22 protein-coding genes are annotated in these 21,742 nt (G+C 69.8%); 14 read left to right on the top strand and 8 right to left on the bottom strand.

Translation table 11 applies throughout. The features are described 5' to 3' along the window. Positions 1–7: 7 nt before the first annotated feature. Positions 8–1,591, bottom strand: coding sequence for an alkaline phosphatase D family protein (locus ABZ297_RS19640; protein ID WP_355347725.1), 1,584 nt, complete (start codon positions 1,589–1,591; stop codon positions 8–10). A gap of 244 nt (positions 1,592–1,835) precedes the next feature. Here ABZ297_RS19640 and ABZ297_RS19635 point away from each other — a divergent pair, with 244 nt between their 5' ends. After that, positions 1,836–3,113 (top strand): Glu/Leu/Phe/Val dehydrogenase, encoded by a 1,278-nt coding sequence (locus tag ABZ297_RS19635; protein ID WP_355347723.1) that lies wholly within the window; start codon positions 1,836–1,838, stop codon positions 3,111–3,113. Between the two features lie 309 nt (positions 3,114–3,422). On the opposite strand, the gene ABZ297_RS19630 is transcribed toward ABZ297_RS19635, so the two are convergent. Further along, complete coding sequence (locus ABZ297_RS19630) at positions 3,423–4,943, bottom strand: FAD-dependent monooxygenase (RefSeq protein WP_355347720.1); 1,521 nt, start codon at positions 4,941–4,943, stop codon at positions 3,423–3,425. Between the two features lie 185 nt (positions 4,944–5,128). Beyond that, positions 5,129–5,299, bottom strand: coding sequence for a hypothetical protein (locus tag ABZ297_RS19625; protein ID WP_355347717.1), 171 nt, complete (start codon positions 5,297–5,299; stop codon positions 5,129–5,131). A gap of 147 nt (positions 5,300–5,446) precedes the next feature. On the opposite strand from ABZ297_RS19625, the gene ABZ297_RS19620 reads away from it, so the two are divergent. Beyond that, positions 5,447–6,268 carry a hypothetical protein gene (locus ABZ297_RS19620; RefSeq protein ID WP_355347714.1) on the top strand — a complete coding sequence of 274 codons (822 nt, stop codon included), beginning with the start codon at positions 5,447–5,449 and terminating at the stop codon, positions 6,266–6,268. On the opposite strand, the gene ABZ297_RS19615 is transcribed toward ABZ297_RS19620, so the two are convergent. From ABZ297_RS19615 to ABZ297_RS19605, 3 genes are read right to left on the bottom strand one after another with little or no spacing between them, the layout of a single operon-like run. Beyond that, positions 6,252–7,151: a Gfo/Idh/MocA family oxidoreductase gene (locus tag ABZ297_RS19615; protein ID WP_355347711.1), complete on the bottom strand. Its 900-nt coding sequence runs from the start codon at positions 7,149–7,151 to the stop codon at positions 6,252–6,254. The two genes, ABZ297_RS19620 and ABZ297_RS19615, sit on opposite strands and share 17 nt — an antisense overlap. After that, positions 7,148–8,059 carry an NAD-dependent epimerase/dehydratase family protein gene (locus ABZ297_RS19610; protein ID WP_355347708.1) on the bottom strand — a complete coding sequence of 304 codons (912 nt, stop codon included), beginning with the start codon at positions 8,057–8,059 and terminating at the stop codon, positions 7,148–7,150. Before ABZ297_RS19610 ends, ABZ297_RS19615 begins: the two co-directional genes overlap by 4 nt. A gap of 2 nt (positions 8,060–8,061) precedes the next feature. Beyond that, positions 8,062–8,415: a YrdB family protein gene (locus tag ABZ297_RS19605; RefSeq protein WP_355347706.1), complete on the bottom strand. Its 354-nt coding sequence runs from the start codon at positions 8,413–8,415 to the stop codon at positions 8,062–8,064. A gap of 112 nt (positions 8,416–8,527) precedes the next feature. Between ABZ297_RS19605 and ABZ297_RS19600 the strand changes: the two genes are divergently transcribed. From ABZ297_RS19600 to ABZ297_RS19570, 7 genes are all read left to right on the top strand, one after another. Further along, positions 8,528–9,247, top strand: a complete 720-nt coding sequence (locus ABZ297_RS19600) for a TetR/AcrR family transcriptional regulator (RefSeq protein WP_355347703.1) — start codon at positions 8,528–8,530, stop codon at positions 9,245–9,247. 80 nt (positions 9,248–9,327) lie between these two features. Then, positions 9,328–9,456: a hypothetical protein gene (locus tag ABZ297_RS19595; protein ID WP_355347700.1), complete on the top strand. Its 129-nt coding sequence runs from the start codon at positions 9,328–9,330 to the stop codon at positions 9,454–9,456. 457 nt (positions 9,457–9,913) lie between these two features. Then, complete coding sequence (locus ABZ297_RS19590) at positions 9,914–10,120, top strand: helix-turn-helix transcriptional regulator (RefSeq protein WP_355347697.1); 207 nt, start codon at positions 9,914–9,916, stop codon at positions 10,118–10,120. 66 nt (positions 10,121–10,186) lie between these two features. Further along, entirely contained in the window at positions 10,187–10,399 is a 213-nt protein-coding gene (locus ABZ297_RS19585) for a DUF397 domain-containing protein (RefSeq protein ID WP_355347694.1), read from the top strand. Positions 10,400–11,101: 702 nt separating this feature from the next. Then, the gene (locus ABZ297_RS19580) at positions 11,102–11,344 is read left to right on the top strand and encodes a hypothetical protein (RefSeq protein ID WP_355347691.1); all 243 of its coding nucleotides are present in this window, start codon (positions 11,102–11,104) and stop codon (positions 11,342–11,344) included. Further along, positions 11,341–13,542, top strand: a complete 2,202-nt coding sequence (locus tag ABZ297_RS19575; RefSeq protein WP_355347688.1) for a hypothetical protein — start codon at positions 11,341–11,343, stop codon at positions 13,540–13,542. The genes ABZ297_RS19580 and ABZ297_RS19575 overlap by 4 nt, the downstream gene beginning before the upstream one ends. A gap of 266 nt (positions 13,543–13,808) precedes the next feature. Further along, positions 13,809–14,129 (top strand): hypothetical protein, encoded by a 321-nt coding sequence (locus ABZ297_RS19570; RefSeq protein WP_355347685.1) that lies wholly within the window; start codon positions 13,809–13,811, stop codon positions 14,127–14,129. A 140-nt stretch (positions 14,130–14,269) separates the two neighbouring features. Here ABZ297_RS19570 and leuA read toward each other — a convergent pair whose 3' ends face one another. Together leuA and ddaH are read right to left on the bottom strand one after the other, a co-directional pair. Further along, entirely contained in the window at positions 14,270–15,976 is a 1,707-nt protein-coding gene (leuA, locus tag ABZ297_RS19565; RefSeq protein WP_355347682.1) for a 2-isopropylmalate synthase, read from the bottom strand. 160 nt (positions 15,977–16,136) lie between these two features. Further along, positions 16,137–16,880: a dimethylargininase gene (ddaH, locus tag ABZ297_RS19560; protein ID WP_355347679.1), complete on the bottom strand. Its 744-nt coding sequence runs from the start codon at positions 16,878–16,880 to the stop codon at positions 16,137–16,139. Positions 16,881–16,918: 38 nt separating this feature from the next. On the opposite strand from ddaH, the gene ABZ297_RS19555 reads away from it, so the two are divergent. The 5 genes from ABZ297_RS19555 (at position 16,919) to ABZ297_RS19535 (ending at position 21,637) form a co-directional block, all read left to right on the top strand. Further along, a complete protein-coding gene (locus tag ABZ297_RS19555; RefSeq protein ID WP_350805602.1) occupies positions 16,919–17,164 on the top strand; it encodes a DUF2630 family protein in 246 nt (81 codons plus the stop codon). 41 nt (positions 17,165–17,205) lie between these two features. After that, positions 17,206–18,192 carry a GNAT family N-acetyltransferase gene (locus ABZ297_RS19550; RefSeq protein ID WP_355347676.1) on the top strand — a complete coding sequence of 329 codons (987 nt, stop codon included), beginning with the start codon at positions 17,206–17,208 and terminating at the stop codon, positions 18,190–18,192. Between the two features lie 127 nt (positions 18,193–18,319). Next, complete coding sequence (locus tag ABZ297_RS19545) at positions 18,320–19,639, top strand: MFS transporter (protein WP_355347673.1); 1,320 nt, start codon at positions 18,320–18,322, stop codon at positions 19,637–19,639. 10 nt (positions 19,640–19,649) lie between these two features. Then, complete coding sequence (locus ABZ297_RS19540) at positions 19,650–20,315, top strand: response regulator transcription factor (RefSeq protein ID WP_355347670.1); 666 nt, start codon at positions 19,650–19,652, stop codon at positions 20,313–20,315. Then, on the top strand, positions 20,312–21,637 hold the full coding sequence (locus tag ABZ297_RS19535) for a HAMP domain-containing sensor histidine kinase (protein WP_355347667.1): 1,326 nt from the start codon (positions 20,312–20,314) through the stop codon (positions 21,635–21,637). Before ABZ297_RS19540 ends, ABZ297_RS19535 begins: the two co-directional genes overlap by 4 nt. Positions 21,638–21,742 lie beyond the last annotated feature (105 nt).

Below are 21,742 nucleotides of genomic sequence, written 5' to 3'. Positions count from 1 at the left end.
ACCGTTTTCATGGCAGCTGTATAGAATCGATCCTCTTGACGGCGTTGCCTGTAGATTCATACCAGGTGATCCGGTTGGGCAGGGTAAGTGTGGCCAGCGCGTTCTGGAACCACGGCCCCTTGACCACCCGCCAGCGGAACGGCGGCTTCGGGATCCGGGCCAGCCGCGCCAGCAGGCCGCCGACCAGCGTGGCGAGGCCGAACTGGCTGAAGACGTTGGCCCAGCGCAGCAGCGGGCTGAGCGGGTTGCGGATCGGCGAGCAGACGATCTGGTAGATCGGCTCGCCCCGCGCCTTGGCCACGTACGAGTAGTGCACGTCGCCGGAGAGAATCAGCACCGGCTTGCCGAGGCGCATCAGCAGCCTGCTCAGGTCCTCGAAGGAGCGGCGGAAGGCCGCCCAGTGCTCCAGGTCGAACGCCTGCCTGAACCGCTCCGACAGCCGTCGCACGGTCGAGCCCCACACGCCGTCGCACAGCGCCTCGTTCCAGTTCTGCACCGCGTGGACGCCCTCGGGCAGCAGGAACGGGATCGAGGAGCCGATGACCAGCCGGTCGGCGGGCCTGGAGACCTGCTCTTCCAGCCAGGCCCACTCCACCGGGTCGAGCATCCGCCGGTCGCCGGGGGTGAGCTGTCTGGCGCACCGGGAGTCGACCATGATGAGGCGGGTGCCGCCGAGCTCGCGGGCGTAGCTCCAGCGGCTGCTGCTCGGCTCGGCGTCGGCCCGCTCGGCGAAAGCGTCGAGCGCGTCGCCGCCCGCGCCCTTGAGCAGGCTCCGCAGCAGCGGGTCGGCCGCCCGCTCCGCCGGCGACAGGTTGCCCAGGTGCTGGTAGACCCAGTACGCGCCGAGCCCGGCGATCACCCGGCGGCGCCACCAGCTCGTCGCGGCCATCTCCTCGCGCCAGGTCTGGGAGGTGTTCCAGTCGTCGCGCAGGTCGTGGTCGTCGAAGATCATCGCCGTGGGGAGGGTGGACAGCAGCCAGCGGATCTCCGGGTCGGTCCAGGCCTGGCGGTAGAGCTCGGCGTACTCCTCGAAGTCGGCGATCTCGCCGTGCGGCGGGTCGTCCCTGCGGGCGCTGATGAACTCCAGCATCTCGGGCGACGGGTTGTCGGCGTACACCTGGTCGCCGAGGAGCAGCAGCAGGTCGGGCCACTCCTCCTCGCCGGCCGTCGCCAGGTGCTCGCCGTAGGAGCGCAGCACGTCCTCGCCCTGGGTGAGGACGTGCGCGGTGTCGTGCGGAACGCTGGTGCGGCACGAGCCGAACGCCAGCGTGTGCGGCCCCTCGGCGCCGAGCAGCCGGATCCGGCTCGGCGGCCGGCCTTCCAGCGGCCAGACCCGCTCGCCGTCGAGCTCCACGGCGTAGGAGTCGACGTCGGCCGTCAGGCCGGTGAGGTCGACCAGGGCGTAGTGGTGCCCGTGCACCGTGAACGTGGGAGCCCAGTAGTCGGCGCTGTAGTCGGCGCTGTAGCCGGCCCCGTCGCCGGTAGCGCCCGCCCGCACGAAGACCGTGCAGGGCTCGCTGGTCTCCACCCAGACCGTGGCACTGTCGGCGTCGACATAGCGCAGCATCGGCCCGACCACCAGTGCGGGCATCCCACCCCCCGATTTCGCCAGTTAGGCACACTCGCGACCTGCGGCCTGCCAGAGTGGCACGTTCACAGCTCGACGATCAGCAGCTTGGATCTGATGACAGCAGATCAGCTCCGGCGCGGCAACGCAAAACCGATGCGATGCCAAACGCCCCGCCTTAGGCTGATCACGACAAGAACGCCCACATGGGTGAGGCAACGGCGCCTTACCCGGTTACCGGGCGTCCATAACAGGAGGACTCTCTTCCATGACCGTCATGGTGCCGTCAACGACGCCGGCCCTGATCACACCTGGCCGCCAGGCCCTCGACTCCGCTCTCCACCAGCTCGCCCAGGCAGCCGACCACCTCGGCCTCGACGACGGCCTGCGCACGATGCTCGCCACCCCCCGCCGCTCGCTGACCGTGTCGGTGCCGGTGCGGCGCGAGGACGGCCGCATGGACGTCGTCCAGGGCTTCCGGGTCCAGCACAACGTCTCGCGCGGCCCCGCCAAGGGCGGCATCCGCTTCCACCCCAGCACCGACATCCACGAGGTCACCGCGCTCGCGATGTGGATGACGTGGAAGTGCGCGCTGGTCGGCATCCCGTACGGCGGCGCCAAGGGCGGCGTCGCCGTGGACCCGGGCGCGCTCACCGTCCTCGAACTGGAGCGGCTGACCCGCCGCTACGTCAACGAGATCCTGCCGCTGATCGGCCCGGAGAAGGACATCCCCGCGCCCGACGTCGGCACCGACGAGCAGACCATGGCCTGGATCATGGACACCTACAGCGTCAACACGGGCTACTCGGTGCCCGGCGTGGTCACCGGCAAGCCGATGACGCTGGGCGGCTCGCTCGGCCGGGCGGGCGCGACCTCGCGGGGCGTCCAGATCGCGGCCCTCGCCGCACTCGGCCACTCGCCCGAGGGCGTGACCGTGGCCGTGCAGGGCTTCGGCAAGGTGGGCGCGCTCGCCGCGCAGTACCTCGCCGACGCGGGCTGCAAGGTCGTCGCCGTCTCCGACGTCACCGGCGCGGTGCACGCCGCCGGCGGGCTGGACGTCGCCGGCCTGCGCGCCTGGGTCGCCGAGTCGGGCGGCGTGCGCGGCTACCGCCACGCCGACGCCCTCACCCACGAGGAGCTGTTCGAGCTGGACGTGGACGTCCTGGTGCCCGCGGCGCTGGAAGGCGTCATCACCGCGGAGAACGCCCCGCAGGTGCGGGCCCGTCTCATCGTGGAGGGCGCCAACGGGCCCACCACACCCGGCGCGGACGAGATCCTCACCGCCAACGGCACCACGGTGGTGCCCGACATCCTGGCCAACGCGGGCGGCGTGATCGTCTCCTACCTGGAGTGGGTGCAGAACATGCAGGCCTACTCGTGGAGCGCGAGCGAGGTCGAGCTGAAGCTGCGCGACCTGATGGAAGGCGCCTACGCCGAGGTGCAGGCGCTGGCGGCCGGCCGCGGCCTCACGTTGCGGCAGGCGGCCCACGCCATCGGCGTCGGACGGGTGGCCGAGGCCCACCGGATGCGCGGCCTGTACCCGTGACACCCTGAACCGGTGGGCCAGGACACGCTCGGAGTCGTTCTCCATCCTGGAGGGGACCGTCCGCATCTACGACGGCTCCCGCTGGATCGACACCACTCCCGGTGACTGGGTGCTCGTCCCGGAAGGCCGGATCCACGCCTTCCGGGACGAGCCGGGCGAGCCAGCCACGATGCTGCTCCGCTTCGCCCCCGGCGCTCCCCGCGAAGGCTCCTTCGAGGGGCTGCTGGACCTGGCCGGCAAGAGCGAGGAGGAGAAGGCGGAGTTCTGCACCTACTGGCTCCCGTGGACACACCCTGGCCTGCGTCGTCCTTATCGCCGGTCAGTGGGTTTCGCCGGTCGCCCGGCAGCCGCCCGGGCCTCGGCCGGCTCCGGCGGCGAACCGCACCATGCGGCGAGGGCGGCGCGTAGGCCGGAGGCACGGGCGGCGGGGTCCTTGGCGGCGCTCGCCCAGGCGATGTATCCGTCCGGACGGACCAGCATGACGGGCAGGCGGGTGCTTCTCGGCGTGGCGTGCATCACCTGCGCCGGCGGAGGGCTCACCGTCAGCGCCGGCTCGTCGGCAGGGGCCAGGAGCACGAAGCGCCCGGCGCGCAGCGCCTCGTACAGCCGCGCCGGCTCGCCGGTCAGGCGGACGTCCGGGATGCGCCGACCGGCCAGCGAGTGCGATCCGCCAGGCGCCGGGTACGAGATCGCGAGGCCGGAGATGGCCTCCCGCATCCGGCGGGCGGCAGGCGAGAACCGGTTCATGATGATCGGGAGCGTCGCGCGGGTGAGCCTGTCCCACCAGGTGCGGGCCAGGGCGGTGCTGAGCAGGCGGCCGCTGAGTCGCACGGCCCTGCTGCCCACCGGATGCCGTTCGGCGTGGTAGGTGTCGAGCAGGCCGTCCGGTGCCCAGCCCTGCACCGCCGCGGCGAGCTTCCAGCCGAGGTTGGCCGCGTCCTGCAGGCCGGTGTTCATCCCCAGCCCGCCTACCGGGGAGTGCACGTGCGCGGCGTCGCCGGCCAGGAACACCCGGCCGACGCGGTAGCTGGGAACCTGCCGCTCGTCGCTGTGGAAGCGCGTCAGCCAGTGCGCGTCGTGCATGCCGAAGTCGGTGCCCATGACGCGACGGGTGATGTCGCGCAACTCCTGGAGAGTGACGGGCGCGCTGCTGGGAAGCTGCCGCCGCCGGTCCCAGGCGATGATCCGGTATCGCCCGTCACCGAAGGGGGCGATGAAGCAGAAGCCCTCCGCGCCGGTGTAGAGGGCCAGTCCACGGGCTGGGGGCTCGGTCAGCCGGACGTCGGCCAGCATGACCGACTCCACCACGGAACGCCCGAGGAACGGAACGCCGAGCGCGTCGCGTACGACGCTGCGCACGCCGTCGGCGCCCACCACGAACTTCGCTCGCCGGGTGTGCACGCTGCCGTCGATGCGCATGTCCACGTCCACCCCGTCGGCGTCCTGGCGGAGACCGACGACCTCGGCTCCGCGCAGAACCTCCACGCCGAGCCCGGAGGCGCGGTTCTCCAGCACGCGTTCGGTGTTGTACTGCGGGGTGCCCAGCAGGAACGGGAAGCGTGACCGCAGCGGGGACAGATCGAGTTCCAGGTCGCCGAACACCATCGTCCTGAAGATCGTGCCTGTCTCGATCAGCTCGTCGGCGACGCCCCGGGCGTCGAGCTCTTCCAGCGTCCTGGCGTGCACGCCGAAGGCCCGGGAGAGCTTCGAGCCTTGAGGCTCCCGCTCCACGAGCATGCAGGCGACGCCTCTCGCGGCGAGGTCTCCCGCGAGCAGCAGGCCGGTGGGGCCGGCTCCTACGATCAGGACGTCGGTGTCGAAGAGTGCCATCAGTGTCTCCCTTTGGGCGCCTTGCGGCGTGATCGCCTGGGAGGAGATGACGATTCGCTGCTCTGTGTACGTTCCTCTGTATACGTTCCGCTGTGCACGTTCCGCTGTCGTGTGACGAGCCGTCCACGGCAGCGTCCCGTTCATCGTACGACCGGGCCTGTTCACGGCCCGCACCCTGGGTGCTCCTACGCGGCGGCGTGCCCGTCGCCCATCGGGCCGTGGCCCGGCACGATCGTCTCCAGTTCGGGCAGCGCCCCGCGCATCCGGCGCAGCGCGACTGGGCGCGGCACCGGATCACCGGTCACGCGGACCTGTTCGCCCGAGTCATCACGCCGTAGCTCAGTCGGGATCTTCACGACCGCTTCGACCTGTCCTGTTTCCTGATGGTCTCTCCCGGATGAGCCGCGTTCGTCGCGCACCGGCGGCCGAAGCTTTCCGCGGATCTTCGGCAAAGGCAGTGTCGCAGGTCAGAGGCGTGATCAACTTCGTTCTAGAGTGGGGACGTGCTCAGGTTGGCGCTGTCACTCGTCCTGCTCGCCCCGACCGGCGTCTCCGAGGCGTCCCTGCGCAACGTACCGGTGAACAAGGTGCTGACGCCCGGCGGCGACCGTCTGGGCTACGCCCCCGTCCCCAGGCCGTACACCGGAGCGCGGCGGCTGACCGGGGCGCTGCTCGGCCGTGACAGCGTGACCGGCACGCACGTGCTGTGCGGGGGATCGGTGATCGACTCGCCCAGCCGCAGCCTGGTGCTGACGGCCGCGCACTGCCTCTACCACGAGGGCCGCAGGCTCAAGGAGGTCGCCTTCCTGCCCGGCTTCGACCGGGGCTACCCGCCCCTGGGCGTCTGGCCCGCCCTGCGGACGTGGGTGCCGCACCGCTGGCTGCGCCGGCAGTACGCGGCGGCGCTGCCCTACGACGTGGCCGTGGTCGCCGTGGGGCGGCGCGGCCGGCGACTGGAGGACGTGACGGGCGGGGGCCTGCCCGTGCTGCCCACCCGTCGCGGCACCTCGCTGCGCGGCCTGGAACTGCTGAGCTACCCCGCGGGCAGGCGGTACCCCGGGACGCGGATGTACCGCTGCCTGGGCGACGCGGCCGAGGCGACCGACAGGGGGCCGGGCGTGCTGGTCACGCGGAACTGCCACTCCCCCGCCGGGGGCAGCGGCGGTCCTGTTCTGTCCGGCGGGGCGGTGGCGGGCGTGGTGTCGTCGTCCAGCCCGCTGCGCGACCGGAACGGGTTCACCGTGATATCGCGCCTGGGCGGCCGGGCGTTCAGCGGCATGCTGGCCAGGGCCGACAGGTGGATGCAGCTCAGGACGCCCGCCTGACGACGTCCTCGCAGACGTCCTCGCAGATGGCGTGGGTGAGCAGAGCGTCGTCGGCGTCGATCCGCCGGCCGGCGCGGACCGCGGCGAGGAAGTCCAGGCAGACCTGCTCGATGCCGCGCTGCCTGGACACCGGCACCCAGTCGGGCCGCCTGGCGAGCGTCTCGCCGCCCGCGTAGTCGATCACGTCGCCGAGGTTGACCACGCGGCGCTTGACGCCGTCGCCCATCACCTCGCAGGTCTCCTCGGCGGCCCCGCTGACCCGGTTCATCACGCCGATGGCGGTGAAGCCGTCGCCCGACAGCTCCAGCACGATGTGCTCCAGCAGGCCGCCGCTGGTGCGGGTCCTGATCCTGGTGTCGGTGACGTCGCCGGGGACGAGGAAGCGCAGCGTGTCGACCACGTGGATGAAGTCGTCGAAGACCGCCCGCCGGGGCACGTCGGGGTAGTTCTGGCGGTTCTTCTCCATCAGGATGAGATGGCGGGGCAGGGCCGCCAGGTCGGCGTAGCCGGGGGCGTAACGGCGGTTGAAGCCGACCATGAGCGACCTGTCGCGGGCCTTCGCGAGCCGCGCCAGGCGTTCGGCGTCGGCGAGGTTGTCGGCGATCGGCTTGTCGACGTAGACGTGCACCCCGGCCTCGAGCAGCGGCTCGACCAGTTCGGGGTGCGCGCCGGTGGCGGCGTGCACGAACGCCGCGTCGACCCCCGCCTTGATCACCTCGTCGACGGACGTGGACCGGGCGGCGATCCGGTAGGTGTCGCCGAGCCGGTCCAGGACCCTGGTGTTGCGGGTGCACAGATGCAGGTCGAGGCCGGGCTGGGCGGCCAGTACGGGGAGGTAGGCCTTCTCCGCGATGTCGCCCAGGCCGATCATGGCTGTTCTCATCCGTCGAGCGTAACCTTCAGCGCCTGGTCGATCGGGGTGGGCCCGACACCGAACGCGTCCTGGAAGGCCGAGGAGTCGAGGACGTAGGGCGCGGTGAACTGGTAGCGGACGTGCGACAGTTCGCCGATCATGGGCGAGACCAGGCCGGCCGCCCTGAGCAGCGGCCACGGGAGCTGCGCCATCCTGGGGGCGGGCCTGCCCAGGATGGCCGCCATCCGCTCGCCGAGCTGGCGGAAGGTCAGCGGCTCGGCGGTGGGCACGTGCCAGGGGCGTCCCCAGGCTCGCTCGTCGCCGCCCGCGACGATCAACGCGTCGGCGACGTCCGGCAGGTACGTCCAGCTGTGCGGGACGTCGGCGGGCCAGATCAGCCTGATCGTCCTGCCCGCCCTGAGCGGGACGAGGAAGCGGTCGCCGAGGTAGGACTGGTCGGTGGCGCCGGGGCCGAAGTAGTCGGAGCCGCGCACCTCGGTCGTCCTGATGCGGCCGGCGCGGTGCGCGGCCAGCGCGTCCTCCCAGATCCGGGCCCGCACCCGCGCCTTGGGGGTGTCGGAGGCGAGCGGCAGGTCCTCGGTCATCGGGCCGGTGACGGGGCCGTACGGGTAGAGGTTGCCGAGGATGACCAGCACCGCGCCGGTCGCCTCGGCGGCGGCCAGGAACGACTCGGCCATCGGCGGCCAGTCGGTGAGCCAGCGGTGGTACTTCGGGTTGACGCAGTTGTAGAGGACGTCGGCGCCCCTGGTGACCTCGGTCAGCTTCGCCCTGTCGGCGACGTCGGCCGCCACCTTGCGGGCTCCGGCGGGACCGCTGCCCGACCGGGTCACGACCGTGACCTCGTGGCCCCGCTCCAGGAGCTTGCGGGCCAGATGCGCGCCGACCTGCCCGGACCCGACGACGACGTGCTTGGACATAATCAGACCTGCTTCCACACGATGCGAAGGATGGCGTTGAGAACGAAGGCGGCGGCGAAGACGGCCGCCGGGGCGGCCGCGCCGGCTGCGTAGAGGGCCAGCGCCCCGCCGCCGAACCAGACAATTTCCAGGGCCGCGCGGGCGAGCCCGGTGAGCGGGAAGGTGGCGTTGGCGCCACCTCCCGCGCCGAACAGCGCCCAGGCGGCGATGAACAGGGCGGGGCCGCCCAGCCCGGCGAGCAGTTTGACCGCCCAGTTCGGGCTGACGGTGAACCCCCAGTAGGCCACCGAGGCGAGCACGCCGAGCTCCAGGAAGAACATCAGGGCCGCGTTGGCCCCTTTCGCGATGGCGAGCATGCCGTCCTCCGTGACTGACGTTCACTTGCAAGAGCAATGCTCTCCCAAGAGAGCAGCGATCGTCAAGAGCGGTGCTCTCGATTTTTCTCACTGCTCTGATAGCGTATGGAACATGACAGCAAGCCGAACCGCGAGAGAACGAGTCAGGGCCGAACTCACCAGGGAAATCGCCGACCTCGCCCGCCGCCAACTCGCCACCGAGGGCGCGGGCGGTCTGTCACTGCGCGCCGTGGCCAGGGAGATGGGCATGGCCTCCTCGGCCGTCTACCGCTACTTCCCGAGCCGCGACGACCTGCTGACCACACTGATCATCGACGGCTACAACGCGCTCGGCGAGGCGGTCGAGCAGGCCTACGCCGCCTCGCCGCCCGGCGACTTCACGGGACGCTGGCTGACGGCCTGCCACGCCGTCCGCGACTGGGCGCTGGCCCACCCGCACGAGTACGCCCTGCTCCACGGCTCGCCGGTGCCCGGCTACCAGGCGCCACAGGACACGATCGCCGCCAGGGTCCGCGACGTCACGGTGTTCGGCAGGATCGTCTCCGAAGCCTGGCGGGCAGGCGCGATCACTCCGCCCGCCGAGACCATCACTCCCCCGCCCTCGCTGGCCCCCGACGCGGCCAACGTCCGCTCGGTCATGCCGGACGTCCCCGACATGCCCGACGACGTGATATTCCGCGCCTTGACCGCCTGGACCGCCCTGTACGGCTGGGTCAGCTTCGAGCTGTTCGGCCAGTTCAACAACACGATCGAGGAGCGGCGCACAGCTTTCGAGCACTCGATGCGCCTCACGGGCGAGCTGATGGGCCTCACTCCCGACAGCCGTGCGTGAACAGCGGCACGACGACCCCGGACCGGTCCACCGAGCCGGTACGGCCTGCTGCGCGAGGCCGCCCGGAGGAGATGCCCCCGATGAGGGTGGGTGAGATGGGCGCGCTCATCGGGGGCGTGCCCGGCCTGGAGCTACGGGGGAAGATCCGGCCGGACGTTCTGGCGGCGGCCCCACTCCCTCCACGAGAAGACGGCACCGCCCAGCTCTGACCGACTGCGCGCTCAGCCAGGACCGCGCCCACCGACCGACCTCGAGACCGGTCCGGGAGCAGACAGGGCGTGGCAAGGAGGGACGACCTGGATGGCGCACCAGATGGTACGGCCAAGCCCACGACCGTGCTCTCGGGCTCCCCAGTCCTGCGAGATCTCACTGACGATCAGCAATCCACGGCCGTCCTCCGCCTCCGGCTCCCGCCGGACGTGGGGGCCGGAGAACGCGGAACCGGCGTCACGCACCTCCACGTAGACCATCTCCTCCGTCGCGGTGACGGTGACCCTCGGCTCCGCGCTCGCTGCTTTCATGGCTTCACCCACTCGAAGAAGTCGGCTGCGATCGGCCTTCCAACCCTCCCAAGCTTTGACTACATTTAGTAGCCGATTGACTTCGAGCAGCCATCAATCGTTTCGCTGAAAGCTTCGTTGAAACGGCGGTCCCCCAGGAGGTCAGATGCCGAAGGAAAGCGAGCTCTGCCCCGCCGACTCGCCGACCGCGCTCTTCGGCTTCGAGCTACGGCGACACCGCAAGGCACGAGGCTGGTCCCAGATCCGTCTGTCGAAGGCGGTGTCCTACTCCGTCGGCACGATCAGCATGATCGAGACAGCCAGGCGGTCGCCGACGGAGGAGTTCGCCCGCCACTGCGACATACAGATATGAGGTGATTCGCTCCGACGCGCTTCCCCAACGCGAATCCCTAGAGCTGATCAAGGAGACGCTGCAACGATGGACGAGCTGATGCGAGAACTCGGCACAGCGACGTGGCGCAAATCCACCCGATCGGGACCCGACGGCGGCAACTGCGTTGAGGTCGCCGAACTCTCCGGTGGACGCCGGGGCGTCCACGACAGCAAGAACCCGGCCGGGCCGGCGCTGATCTTCACCCCCGGCGAATGGGACGCCTTCATCGGCGGCGTGAAGGACGGCGAGTTCGACTAATCAACATGTTCGCCAGGCACGACTGTCAACTCATGCGGTGCGCAATCCCACGCGCTCCCCGATGACACCCGTCGTCGATGACCAGATCGAAGAAATCCTCGCTGAACTGCTCGAACAGCGCCTTCCGACCGCCCGTCGATCTCTTGGTTCTCGGGCCCGTTGACCGCACTGGCGAAGGGCGTCTTCGGCTTCCTGGTGTCCCGTTTGGCCTGCTCGATAACGTCTTCGGCGTTGATCGACGTCCGCTGGCCCGCCACTGCGATGGGCAAGCCGGGCGCTGTCCGAGCGCGTAGTCGGCGCGTAGTTACACTCCCCGCCCCAGCCTGCGGGCCAGGATCTTTCTGTCCGTGATGGCGTACTCGTCGACCATCTGGCCCCCGATCCCCTCCCGGCTGTTTCAGTCGATGTTCAACGAGCACCCGCCGGGTTTCATTCTCCTTAGGGAAGAGACGTACAGGTCACAGTCAATTTCGCCCCGGACAAGACTGGCCGAAGATCACATCTCTCCCAGACCGTAAACGTTGACTCCGCGCGGCTCTATTCAGGTAAAACACCCCATTCCTAAATAAAGGTCAGACGTGCTATGCCTTTCACAGCGTTCAACCTTGTTTTGTGGATGCGATGTTGATTAGCGTGTGAAAGACGTGGGGGACGCCGCCTCCTGATCTGTTCTGGTGCAGCGAGCCGTACAAGGGGAGCATCTTGGCTGACCTCGATCACGTGGCGATGCGGGCCGCGGCGGAGCGGATCCAGCGGCTGTCGGACGAGCACTGGTGGGCGCTCGATTCGTCCTGCCGTCTGATGGAGAACGACGCGTGGGTGGGGCCGACAGGCGCCCGATTCGACGCCCAGGTCCACGCTGACCAGCGGGAGCTGCGGGACATGCTCACACAGGCGGTCCACAGCGCGAACCGGAAGCTGGCGTCGCTTCAGGGCACGCCATGACGGAGTTCACCGGCGTCAAGCAGCCCGAATTCGACACGATGACCAGCAAGCACACCGAGGCCGCCAGACGGCTGGAGGGGCTGGCGCAGGCATTGCACACCGAGCTGCAGAGCGCCGGGCTCGACCCCTCCCCGGCGGCGCGGCTGCGGCAGTTGGCCGGACGGATCACCACACAGGCCGAGGACCTGCGGCGGCGGCAGAAACTGGTCCACGAATTGCAGCGACAGAAGGTCACCTTCGGGAGGAGCACGCCCGCCGGAAGCTTCCTGGAGATGCCTGACGGCCTGGAGTCCGCCAAGGGCCTACTGGACGGCACGCTGGCGGGTCGGGCCGCACTGAACGCCGCGGACGGGGACGCCAAGGCGCTGGCGGAGCTGAAGAAGTACACGTCCAGGACCGGAGACGCGGAGTTCGTCAAGGCGTTCCTGGGCGCCCTGGGCGCCGGAGGCGTAACGCGGCTACCCGGCTCGCTCACCGCCCGGTTGCGCGACGCCATGGACCACGGCGACTCCGATCGCGCGGCCCAACTCTCGCTCCAAGGCAAGGCGGCTCTGCGCATGCTGAGCACGGCTCTGGCCAACGGGACCGATCCGAAGAATCCTGCGTACATGGGCACCGGCTTTCTCCAGGACCTGGTGAAGGAGGGCCGGGCCGAGCACAAGGCCGGTGACACGAAGTACTCGGGCTACCAGGCCCAGGCGCTCATCTGGCTTGCCCACGACGGGAAGACGCCGTTCTCGAAGGAGTTCATGGAGGTCGTCGGGCGCGACGTGCTCGTCTACGAGCACGACCAGCGAAAGGGCGCATGGGCGGCGAGCCAGGACCTGCTCGGCCGCACCTTCGCGGGAGCTCAGATCCCCATCTTCGACCTGGCCGGCGCGCTCGGCCTCGGCACCGTGCTGAGGCCGGAAACGCAGGCGGGCAGACCAGGCACGAGGGCCGGATCCTCGGTGGTGGACGACCTGTTCCACGCGGCGAAGTCCAGCCGGGAGGCGTCCCACGCGCTGCTGGACCACACTCCGGCCGGGTGGAAGGAGTCCGTGCTGGACTATCTGCTGACGACCCGATGGGGCGCGTCCCGCTATCTGAACGACTCCGCGCCCTTCAATGACATGCTCGTGACCGCCACAACCGGCCGGGACGAGACCTCCCGGAGACTGGCCGCCGAGATGACGAAGATCATCGCTGACGAGGTGCGCGGCGCCTTCGGCAGAGCCGACAGCGGCAACCTGGAGATCAGAGACAGAGACACGTTCGACCGCTTCGCATCCCTGAGCTACCCCCTGAGCCGTGCGATCGCGGCCAACGTCGACGAGCTCTCCCGTCTCCTCCTGAACCACGCGACCTTCGGCCAGGTCGCGGCCGAGGACATGTCCTACGCGCTGGCGCTGGCCACGTCCGACGACGCCGGGTTCGAGGCTCTGGTGAGAGCACAGACCGAACACATGCGAGTGGCGCTCGCCACCGTTCCTCCGGTCGGCCTCGACGCCTCCAACGCCGAACGCCTCGGTTTCACCAAGTCCGACGTCAAGGAGTTCGACTTCGACCAGGATGGACGAGTCGACACGGCCGACATCAAGCAGTTCCTGACCGACCGAACCGTGGCGGAGGCGCGCCCCTTCAGCCACATCGTCGAGATCCGCCGCCAGGTGCTGATCGCCCAGGGGCTGGACGACAAGAAGGCGGACGAGGCGCTGAAGACCATGGTGGGCAACGCGATAGGGCTGCTCCCGGTCCCGGGAGCCCGACAGGTGGGCGACCTGGCCACCGGAGCCTTCGGCAAGCTGGTCAGCGCGCAGTACGACAAGCTCACCGGGGCCGCGTATGACGAGATCGCCACCCAGGTCGCCCAGCAGATGTCCGAACACGGGCCGGGTTTGGACGAGACGCACCGCACGCTGGCGGACAACCGACTGGCGGTGGAAAGGCTGGCGGAGCAGATGATCGCCACGTCCATGCTGAACAAGGGCCTTTTCGACGGGATAGGCCTGGAAAGGCAGACATTTGCGGCTGGGACTCCTCACACGATCAAGCCTTTCGCCGAGATGACTCCGCAGGAATACAGCCAGTTCCTCGCGTGGACTCGCGAAAGCGGAGGAAGCAACGACCTGCTCGACCGCTTCAGAATCACCTTCCGCGAGTCCACTGAGGTAGACGACTATCTCGGCCTTCAGATCCCGCCCGGAGGGGCAAAATGAGGCATTCCCGTCCGCGTGTCGCTGTGACTGCTCTTGTATTGCTCACCTCAGCCTGCACCACGAAGAACGACCTCGTCTCCACACCGATTCCAGCGCTCCAACCAGTCGCGGATTCCGCACCATACGTCTGCAAGCTCATCCCTGAGCAGGCATTTCGCCTGGTCGGTGGCGTGACCGGGCCTCTCGCCGAGAAGACGGACGGCAGTGATACGGACCATGACTGCTGGGCACCAGATACAACTCCTCGTCCTCTGGAGGTGAGGTGGATGCAGGAGGGCGACGGGATGCCTCGAGAACAACTGGACTTTGTTCTCGAAGACAGGCGTCAGGTCTACAGCAGACACGGCGGAGTCACACTCCCTTCCAACCTTGGTGACGGCCTGGCGGCATACCTACCGGATACACCTTTCGCCGACCAGCCATATCGAGTTGTCGCGAAGTTTCGCTGCGACGGCAAAGACCAATTGATCACCATCTACCTCGCCCAGGTCGCCAAAGGCCGAGACGCGATCAAGGACATGATCGAGCTCATGCGCATAGCCCAAAAGCGCTACGGCAAGGTGTACGGCTGCACTCCAGGCAAGTAGCACCCCGGCGGGAGACGACTCGACCGTGCCTCCCCTGATCGCGGAGGCACGGTCGAGTGACTGGTACGTGGCCTTGTGGGCGTGTGCCGGGTACCCGGCCCAGCAGGTCGATGCGGAGGCCGGGTGTGGAGCCGTTACGGTCAGCGGGAGGCGCGGTTGACTGCGGAGATGATGGCCTTGAGCGAGGCCGTGGTGGTGTTGGCGTCGACGCCCACGCCCCACAGGACCTGCCCGTTGACCTCGCACTCCAGGTAGGACGCGGCCTTGGCGTCGGTGCCCGCGCTCATCGCGTGCTCCACGTAGTCGAGCACCCGAACCTTGATGCCGAGCCCCGCGATCGCGTCGATGAACGCCGAGATCGGCCCGTTGCCGACGCCCTCGACCTCGCGGATCTCGCCATCGAGCCGGACGTCGGCGCCGATGCGGTCCTTGTCGTCGACCGTCGACTCGTGGCGGTGCGCCATGAGGCCGAGCCGGCCCCAGCGGTTGGCCGGGTTCGGCAGGTACTCGTCCTGGAAGATGGCGTACATCTGCGCCGGGCTGATCTCGCCGCCCTCGGCGTCGGTGCGGGCCTGGACGACCTTGGAGAACTCGATCTGCAGGCGGCGCGGCAGGTCGAGCTGGTGGTCGGCCTTCATGATGTACGCGACGCCGCCCTTGCCCGACTGGCTGTTGACCCGGATCACGGCCTCATAACTGCGGCCGATGTCCTTGGGGTCGATCGGCAGGTACGGCACTCCCCAGGTGAACTCGTCGACGGGCACCCCGGCCGCCGCCGCGTCGGCCTCGAGGTGTTCGAAGCCCTTCTTGATGGCGTCCTGGTGGGAGCCGGAGAAGGCGGTGTAGACCAGCTCGCCGCCCCACGGGTGGCGCGGGTGCACGGGCAGCTGGTTGCAGTATTCGGTGACGCGGCGGATCTCGTCGATGTCACTGAAGTCGATCTCGGGGTCGACGCCCTGGGAGAACAGGTTCATGCCGAGGGTGACCAGGCAGACGTTGCCGGTGCGCTCGCCGTTGCCGAACAGGCAGCCCTCGATGCGGTCGGCCCCGGCCATGTAGCCCAGCTCGGCGGCGGCCACGGCGCTGCCGCGGTCGTTGTGCGGGTGGAGCGACAGGATGATCGAGTCGCGGTGCTTCAGGTTGCGGTGCATCCACTCGATCTGGTCGGCGTACACGTTCGGGGTGGCCATCTCGACCGTGGCGGGCAGGTTGATGATCACCTTGCGGTCGGGGGTGGGCTGCCACACCTCGTTGACCGCGTCGCACACCTCGACGGCGTAGTCGAGCTCGGTGCCGGTGAACGACTCGGGTGAGTACTGGAAGCGGACGTCGACGTCGCTGGCCTCGGCGAGCTTCTTGACCAGCTTGGCGCCCTCGACGGCGATGGCCGTGATGCCGTCTCGGTCCTGGCCGAACACCACGCGGCGTTGCAGCGTGGAGGTCGAGTTGTACAGGTGGACGATGGCCTGCCTGGCGCCCCTGATCGACTCGAAGGTGCGCTCGATCAGCTCGGGCCTGGCCTGGGTCAGCACCTGGATGGCGACGTCGTCGGGGACGCGGCCCTCGTCGATGATCTGGCGGATGAAGTCGAAGTCGGTCTGGCTGGCGGCGGGGAAGCCCACCTCGATCTCCTTGAACCCCATCCGCACCAGCAGCTCGAACATCTTGAGCTTGCGGTGGGAGTCCATCGGGTCGATCAGCGCCTGGTTGCCGTCGCGCAGGTCTACCGCGCACCATCGCGGCGCCTTCGTGATGACCTGATCAGGCCAGGTGCGGTCGGTCAGGCGTACCGGCTCGAAGGGCTGGTACCGCTGGAAGGGCATCGGGCTGGGCTGCTGGGCGGTCATGTCTGCGGCTCCTCGTCGGTCGAATGGAACGGCCGACGCGCATGGCTAGCTCCGCGGCGAGGGAGCCGGCCTCAGTGGCCCCCGCCGCGGCGGCTAAGAAGGAGGCCACGCAGCATGTCTTGAACGCTACCAGACGTCTCGCGGTGCGCCGTCCTGGATCTCAGATGATGAGAACCGACAGGCAGGTGACACAGCCCTCCAGCTTCTCAAATTCCGAAATATCCACCATCGTCACGATAAATCCGCGCGTCTCGAGCATCGCGGCGGTTTGTGGGGCGGAGGCGGCCATCAGGATCCGCTCACCGCCCAGGAGCACCACGTGCGCGCCCGCCTCCTCGACCGGCTCCAGCAGGCCGGGCAGGTCCACGCGGGCGGGGTCGCCGATGAGCGTGCCGTCGGGCAGCGCGGTGACCGCCGACTTCAGGTGCAGGACGCCGCGCAGCTCCACGGGCACGACCCGCCGCTCGGGCAGCAGGGCGGCGAGCTGGCCGATCCCCTCGTCGTTGGTACGGGCCGACCTGCCGACGTAGACGGTGCCGCCCACCTGCAGGACGTCCCCGCCGTCCAGTGTGCCGGGCGCCGTGACACGCACCGACCTGACGCCCAGCTCCCGCACGAGCGCCGCCACGGAGCCCACCTCGGGACGCCGCTCGGGCGCCCCCGGCCTGGTCAGGACGGCCAGCCCGGCGCAGGCCACGACCGTGTCCTCCACGAACGGCGCGTCGGGCAGCTCGTCGGCGGCCTCGACGTGGACGGGACGCCACCCGTTCGCCTCCAGCGCCGCCACGTAGGCGTCGTGCTGGTCGGCCGCCAGCGCCGCGTCGACCGGTTCGCGGCGGATGTTGGTGACGATCCCCTCGGCGATCCGCGGACCTGGCTTTCTTACCAGCGCGATACCAGACATAGGGCGTTTTCTATCACGCAATCACTATTCTCTTCGGCATGCGGGACAACGAGATTCTGAACAAGATCGGCGATCTGGTGGCCGAAGAGCACGAGCTGCGCCGCCGACTCACCTCGGGCGAGGTCACCACCGACGAGGAGCACCAGCGAGTCAAGGAACTGGAGACGGCCCTGGACCAGTGCTGGGACCTGCTGCGCCAGCGCCGCGCCCGCCGCGACGCGGGCGAGGACCCCGAGGGCGCCCACGCCCGCCCGGCCAGCGAGGTCGAGGGTTACCAGCAGTAAAGCGTTCGCCCACGGACGGGGCGATGCGCTTCGCTGGCCCCATGCAGATCCAGCGCATCGACCTCGACCAGCCGGGCGACCTGCTCACCGGCCTGCACGCGACCTATCTGGCCGCCTCCGGCGACGACCCCGGCCCGCTCGTGCCCACCCGCGCCTTCGCCTGGCTGGTGCGGACGGGCGGCCCCGGCCGTCGCGCGGAGGCGTGGGCGGCCTCCGAGAACGGCGAGGTGGTAGGCGGGTACGGTCTGGCGTTCCCCCAGAGCGAGAACACCCATCTGGGCCGGCTGTTCCCCCTTGTGGTGCGGCCCGAGCGGCGGGGCCGCGGTCTCGGCTCCGCCCTGCTCCGCCACGCCGTCGACCGTGTCCGCGCCGAGGGGCGGCGGCTGCTGCTCGCCGAGTCTCCCGCCACGGGTACGGGTGAGCGCTTCGCCCGCGCCCAGGGCATGACGGTCGCGGTGGCCGAGGCCCGCCGCGTCCTCGACCTGCGCTCGGCCGACTGGACGGCCTTCGAGCGCATGCTCCCCCAGGTCGACGGCTACCGTCTCGACCGCTGGACGGGACCGGCCGCGCCCGAGCTGTACACCGACCTGGCCGCGCTGATGGCCGGCATGAACGACGCGCCACGCGACGGGGACGTCGAGGCCCTGGACTACGACGTCGAACGCGTCCGGCTCAGGGAGGAGTCGCTCGCGCTGACCGGCGACGACTGCTACACGGTCATCGCCAGGCGAGCCTCCGACGGCGCACCGGCGGGGTACACCCGCATCCGGCTCCTGGCCGACCGCTCCAGCGACTGGGGGCACCAGGAGGACACCACGGTGCTCGCCGAGCACCGCGGCCGCCGCCTCGGTCTGCTGCTCAAGCTGGCGAACCTGCTCTGGCTGCGCGAGCGGGAGCCGGGGATCGGCCGGATCATCACCTGGAACGCCACGTCCAACGCCCACATGCTGGCGATCAACGAGGCGCTGGGCTTCCGCGTGCTGGACGAGTGGAACGAGTGGCGCCTACCGGTCGGGCCGCGCCGGTGACGGCCGCGATCAGGCCCACGTTGCCGTGATGTTAAGCGGACGTTAGATATAAGCCAACTCCTCTTGTCCGAACAACCTTCTGCGGAGAGGCTCTGGCCTGCATCTACTCCCCCCAGGAGGTATTCCAGTGAGCAAACCCCGCGTGCCGTGGAAGGCTGTGATCGGCGGCTCGGTCGGCAATCTTGTCGAGTGGTACGACTGGTTCGTCTACAGCAGCTTCGCGATTTACTTCGCCGCCTCCTTCTTCCCCAAGGGCAACGACACCGCGCAGTTGCTCAACACGGCCGGCATCTTCGCCGTGGGCTTCTTCATGCGTCCTGTCGGCGGCTGGCTGCTCGGTCGCTACGCCGACAGGAAGGGCCGCAAGGCGGCGCTCACGCTCACCGTCACGCTGATGTCGGCCAGCGCGCTGCTGATCGCCATCGCCCCGACGTACGAGGCCGTCGGCTACTTCGGCGCGGTGGTGCTGCTGGTGGCCCGGCTGCTGCAGGGCCTGTCGGTCGGCGGCGAGTACGCGGCCAGCGCCACCTACCTGACGGAGGCCACGCCGCAGGGCAAGCGCGGTTTCGCCTCCAGCTTCCAGTACGTCTCGATGACGGCGGGCCAGCTCGTCGGCCTCGGCCTGCAGATCATCCTGCAGAACTCGATGTCGGAGGAGGCGCTCAAGTCCTTTGGTTGGCGCATCCCGTTCATCATCGGCGCGCTCGCCGCGGCGGTCGTGTTCTGGCTGCGGCGCAACCTCCTGGAGACCGAGGCGTACGACGAGGAGGAGCGCGACGGCGACACCGACGCCGGCAAGCGGGGCTCCATCGCGCAGCTGCTCACCCACAAGAAGGAAGCGCTGCTGGTCATCGCCCTGACCATGGGCGGCACGGTCGCGTACTACACCTACACGACGTACCTCACCAAGTACCTGGCGAACACCGCGGGCCTGCCGAAGGAGACCGCGACGCTGGTCAGCTTCACCGCGCTGTTCATCTTCATGCTGCTCCAGCCGCTGGCCGGCGGGCTGTCCGACAGGATCGGCCGCCGCCCGTTGCTGATCACGTTCGGCATCGGCTCGATGCTCGGCACGGTGCCGCTCATGACGGCGCTCTCCAGCGTCTCGGGCTTCGCCGGCGCGCTGATCCTCTCGCTGATCGGCCTGATCATCATCACCGGCTACACCTCGATCAACGCGGTGGTGAAGGCCGAGCTGTTCCCGACGCACGTGCGCGCGCTCGGCGTGGCGCTGCCGTACGCGATCGCCAACGCGCTGTTCGGCGGCACCGCCGAGTACGTGGCGCTGTGGTTCAAGGACTCGGGCATCGAGTCCGGCTTCTACTGGTACGTGTCCGGTTGCGCCGCGGTCTCGCTCGTCGTCTACCTGACCATGCGGGAGACCCGCGACGCGGCCCTGACCAGGTCCGAGCGGGAGGCGGCGGAAGCGGTCCCCGCCCGCCTCTAGTCTGGGCCATATGCGAGTTCTTCTGGTCGAAGACGACGATCGGCTCGCCTCCGCACTCACGACGGCCCTCGCGCGTCACGGCCACCAGGTCGCGCGCGCGGGCCTCGCGGTCGACGCCCTCCGCCTGGCGGGGGGCGTCGACTTCGTCCTCCTGGATCTGGGCCTGCCCGACATGGACGGCCTCGACGTGCTGCGCCGGTTGCGCCGGGTCTCCGCGGTGCCGGTCATCGTGGTGACCGCGCGCACCGAGGAGCGCGAGGTGCTGCGCGGCCTGCGTTCGGGGGCCGACGACTACCTGGTCAAGCCGTTCCGCACGGCGGAGCTGATGGCTCGCATGGAGGCGGTGATTCGGCGCGGCACCCGTCCGATGCCGGCGCGCGACCACGTGGTCAGTGTCGGGGACGTCCGCATCGACCTGGAGACGCGGCAGGTCACCGTGTCGGGCGAGGCGGTGACGCTGACCAGGCGCGAGTTCGACGTGCTGGCGCTGCTCGCCCGCGAGCCGGGCGTGGTGCGCAGCCGCGAGGAGATCCTGGACGAGGTCTGGGGCGACCCGCTGCTGTCGGCCTCCCGCTCGCTCGACGTGCACGTGGCGGGGCTGCGGTCCAAGACGGGCCGCCCGGGGCTGGTGGAGACGCTGCGCGGCACCGGCTACCGCCTGGGGTCCTCAGCGTGAACTCCCGGCTGGTGGTCACGTTCACCACGTTGATCATCTTCGTCATCACGGCGATGGCGGTCCCGCTCGGCCTCGCCTACGCCTCCCACCGCACGAACCGGCTGCTGCTCGACCGGCGCGCCGACGCGACCCGCTTCGCCGAGCTGGCCGACCAGGCGGCCCGTGACGACGACCACACGTCACTGATCGCCGAGATCACCCGCTACGCCGACCTCTACGGCGCGGCGGTGCGGGTGCGCGACCGCGACGGCTCGGTGGTGGTCACGGCGGGCCGCTTCGACGCCGAGGACGAGGAGGAGGCGGTGCGGCTGGCGATGTCCGGCCGCACCACCGAGGACCTGCCGACGATCAGCCCGTTCGGCCCGTCGCGGGTGCTGCTGGCGGAGCCCGCGGGCAGGGACGCGCAGCTCAGCGGCGTGGTGCTGCTGGAGGCCAGCGCCGACCAGGCCAGGCTGGACGTCACTCTGGTGTGGGGGGCGCTGGCCGTCGGGGCGCTGATCGCGCTCGGCTACTCGGTGCTCGCGGCCAGGCGGCTGGCCCGGTGGATCCTTCGTCCGGTGACCGAGCTGGACCGTACCACCCGGGCCATCGCCGAGGGCCACCTCGACGCGCGGGCCCATCCCGGGGTGGGCCCGACGGAGCTGCAACGCCTGGAGGAGCGGTTCAACGCGATGGCCGACGCGGTGTCGGGCGCGATGGAGCGGCAGCGGGCGTTCGTCGCCGACGCCTCGCACGAGCTGCGCACCCCGCTCACGGTGCTCGGGCTGCGGCTGGAGAACCTGGAGCCGCACCTGCGCCAGGAGGGCACGGTCGAGTTCGAGGAGGCCATGGGCGAGCTGGACCGGCTCGCCCTGCTGGTGGAGGACCTGCTGGCGCTGGCCAGAGTGGAGGCGGGCGCGGCGAAGGAGAAGGAGACCGAGCTGGGCCCGAGGCTGGCAGTGTGGCGGGAGGTGTACGCGGCCAAGGGGGTCACCCTCCATATCGACATTCCCGAAATGTCAGTCGTACCGGAGGCGGCGGCCAGGGTCGCGGACATCGCCCTCGACAACGCGCAGAAGTTCGTCCCCGCCGACGGCACCGTGACGGCCACCTTCCGCGACGGGGTGCTCCGCGTCGCCGACGACGGGCCGGGGCTGGACGAGGAGGAGCGGGCGGAGGCGCTCGGCCGGTTCTGGAGGTCGGGGGCGCACGCCAACGTGCCAGGCAGCGGGCTCGGCCTGGCAATCGCCGCCGAGCTGGCGAAGTCCTGCGGAGCCACGCTGAGCCTGCTGCCGGCGACCCCGCACGGGCTGGTGGTCGAACTACGCCTGGCCCAGCCGTAAAGGCCCGCGGAACCGCGTGGAGCCACGACTCGGTCTACGGCTGACCCGGCCGTGGAGCCACGGCCGGGTGAGCCGGAGACCGACCGGTAGTAGGGGGGGGCGCCC

Source organism: Nonomuraea sp. NPDC005983 (genome assembly GCF_040614375.1).
Lineage (GTDB): Bacteria > Actinomycetota > Actinomycetes > Streptosporangiales > Streptosporangiaceae > Nonomuraea.
This window is presented reverse-complemented; position numbering and strand designations above follow the sequence as displayed.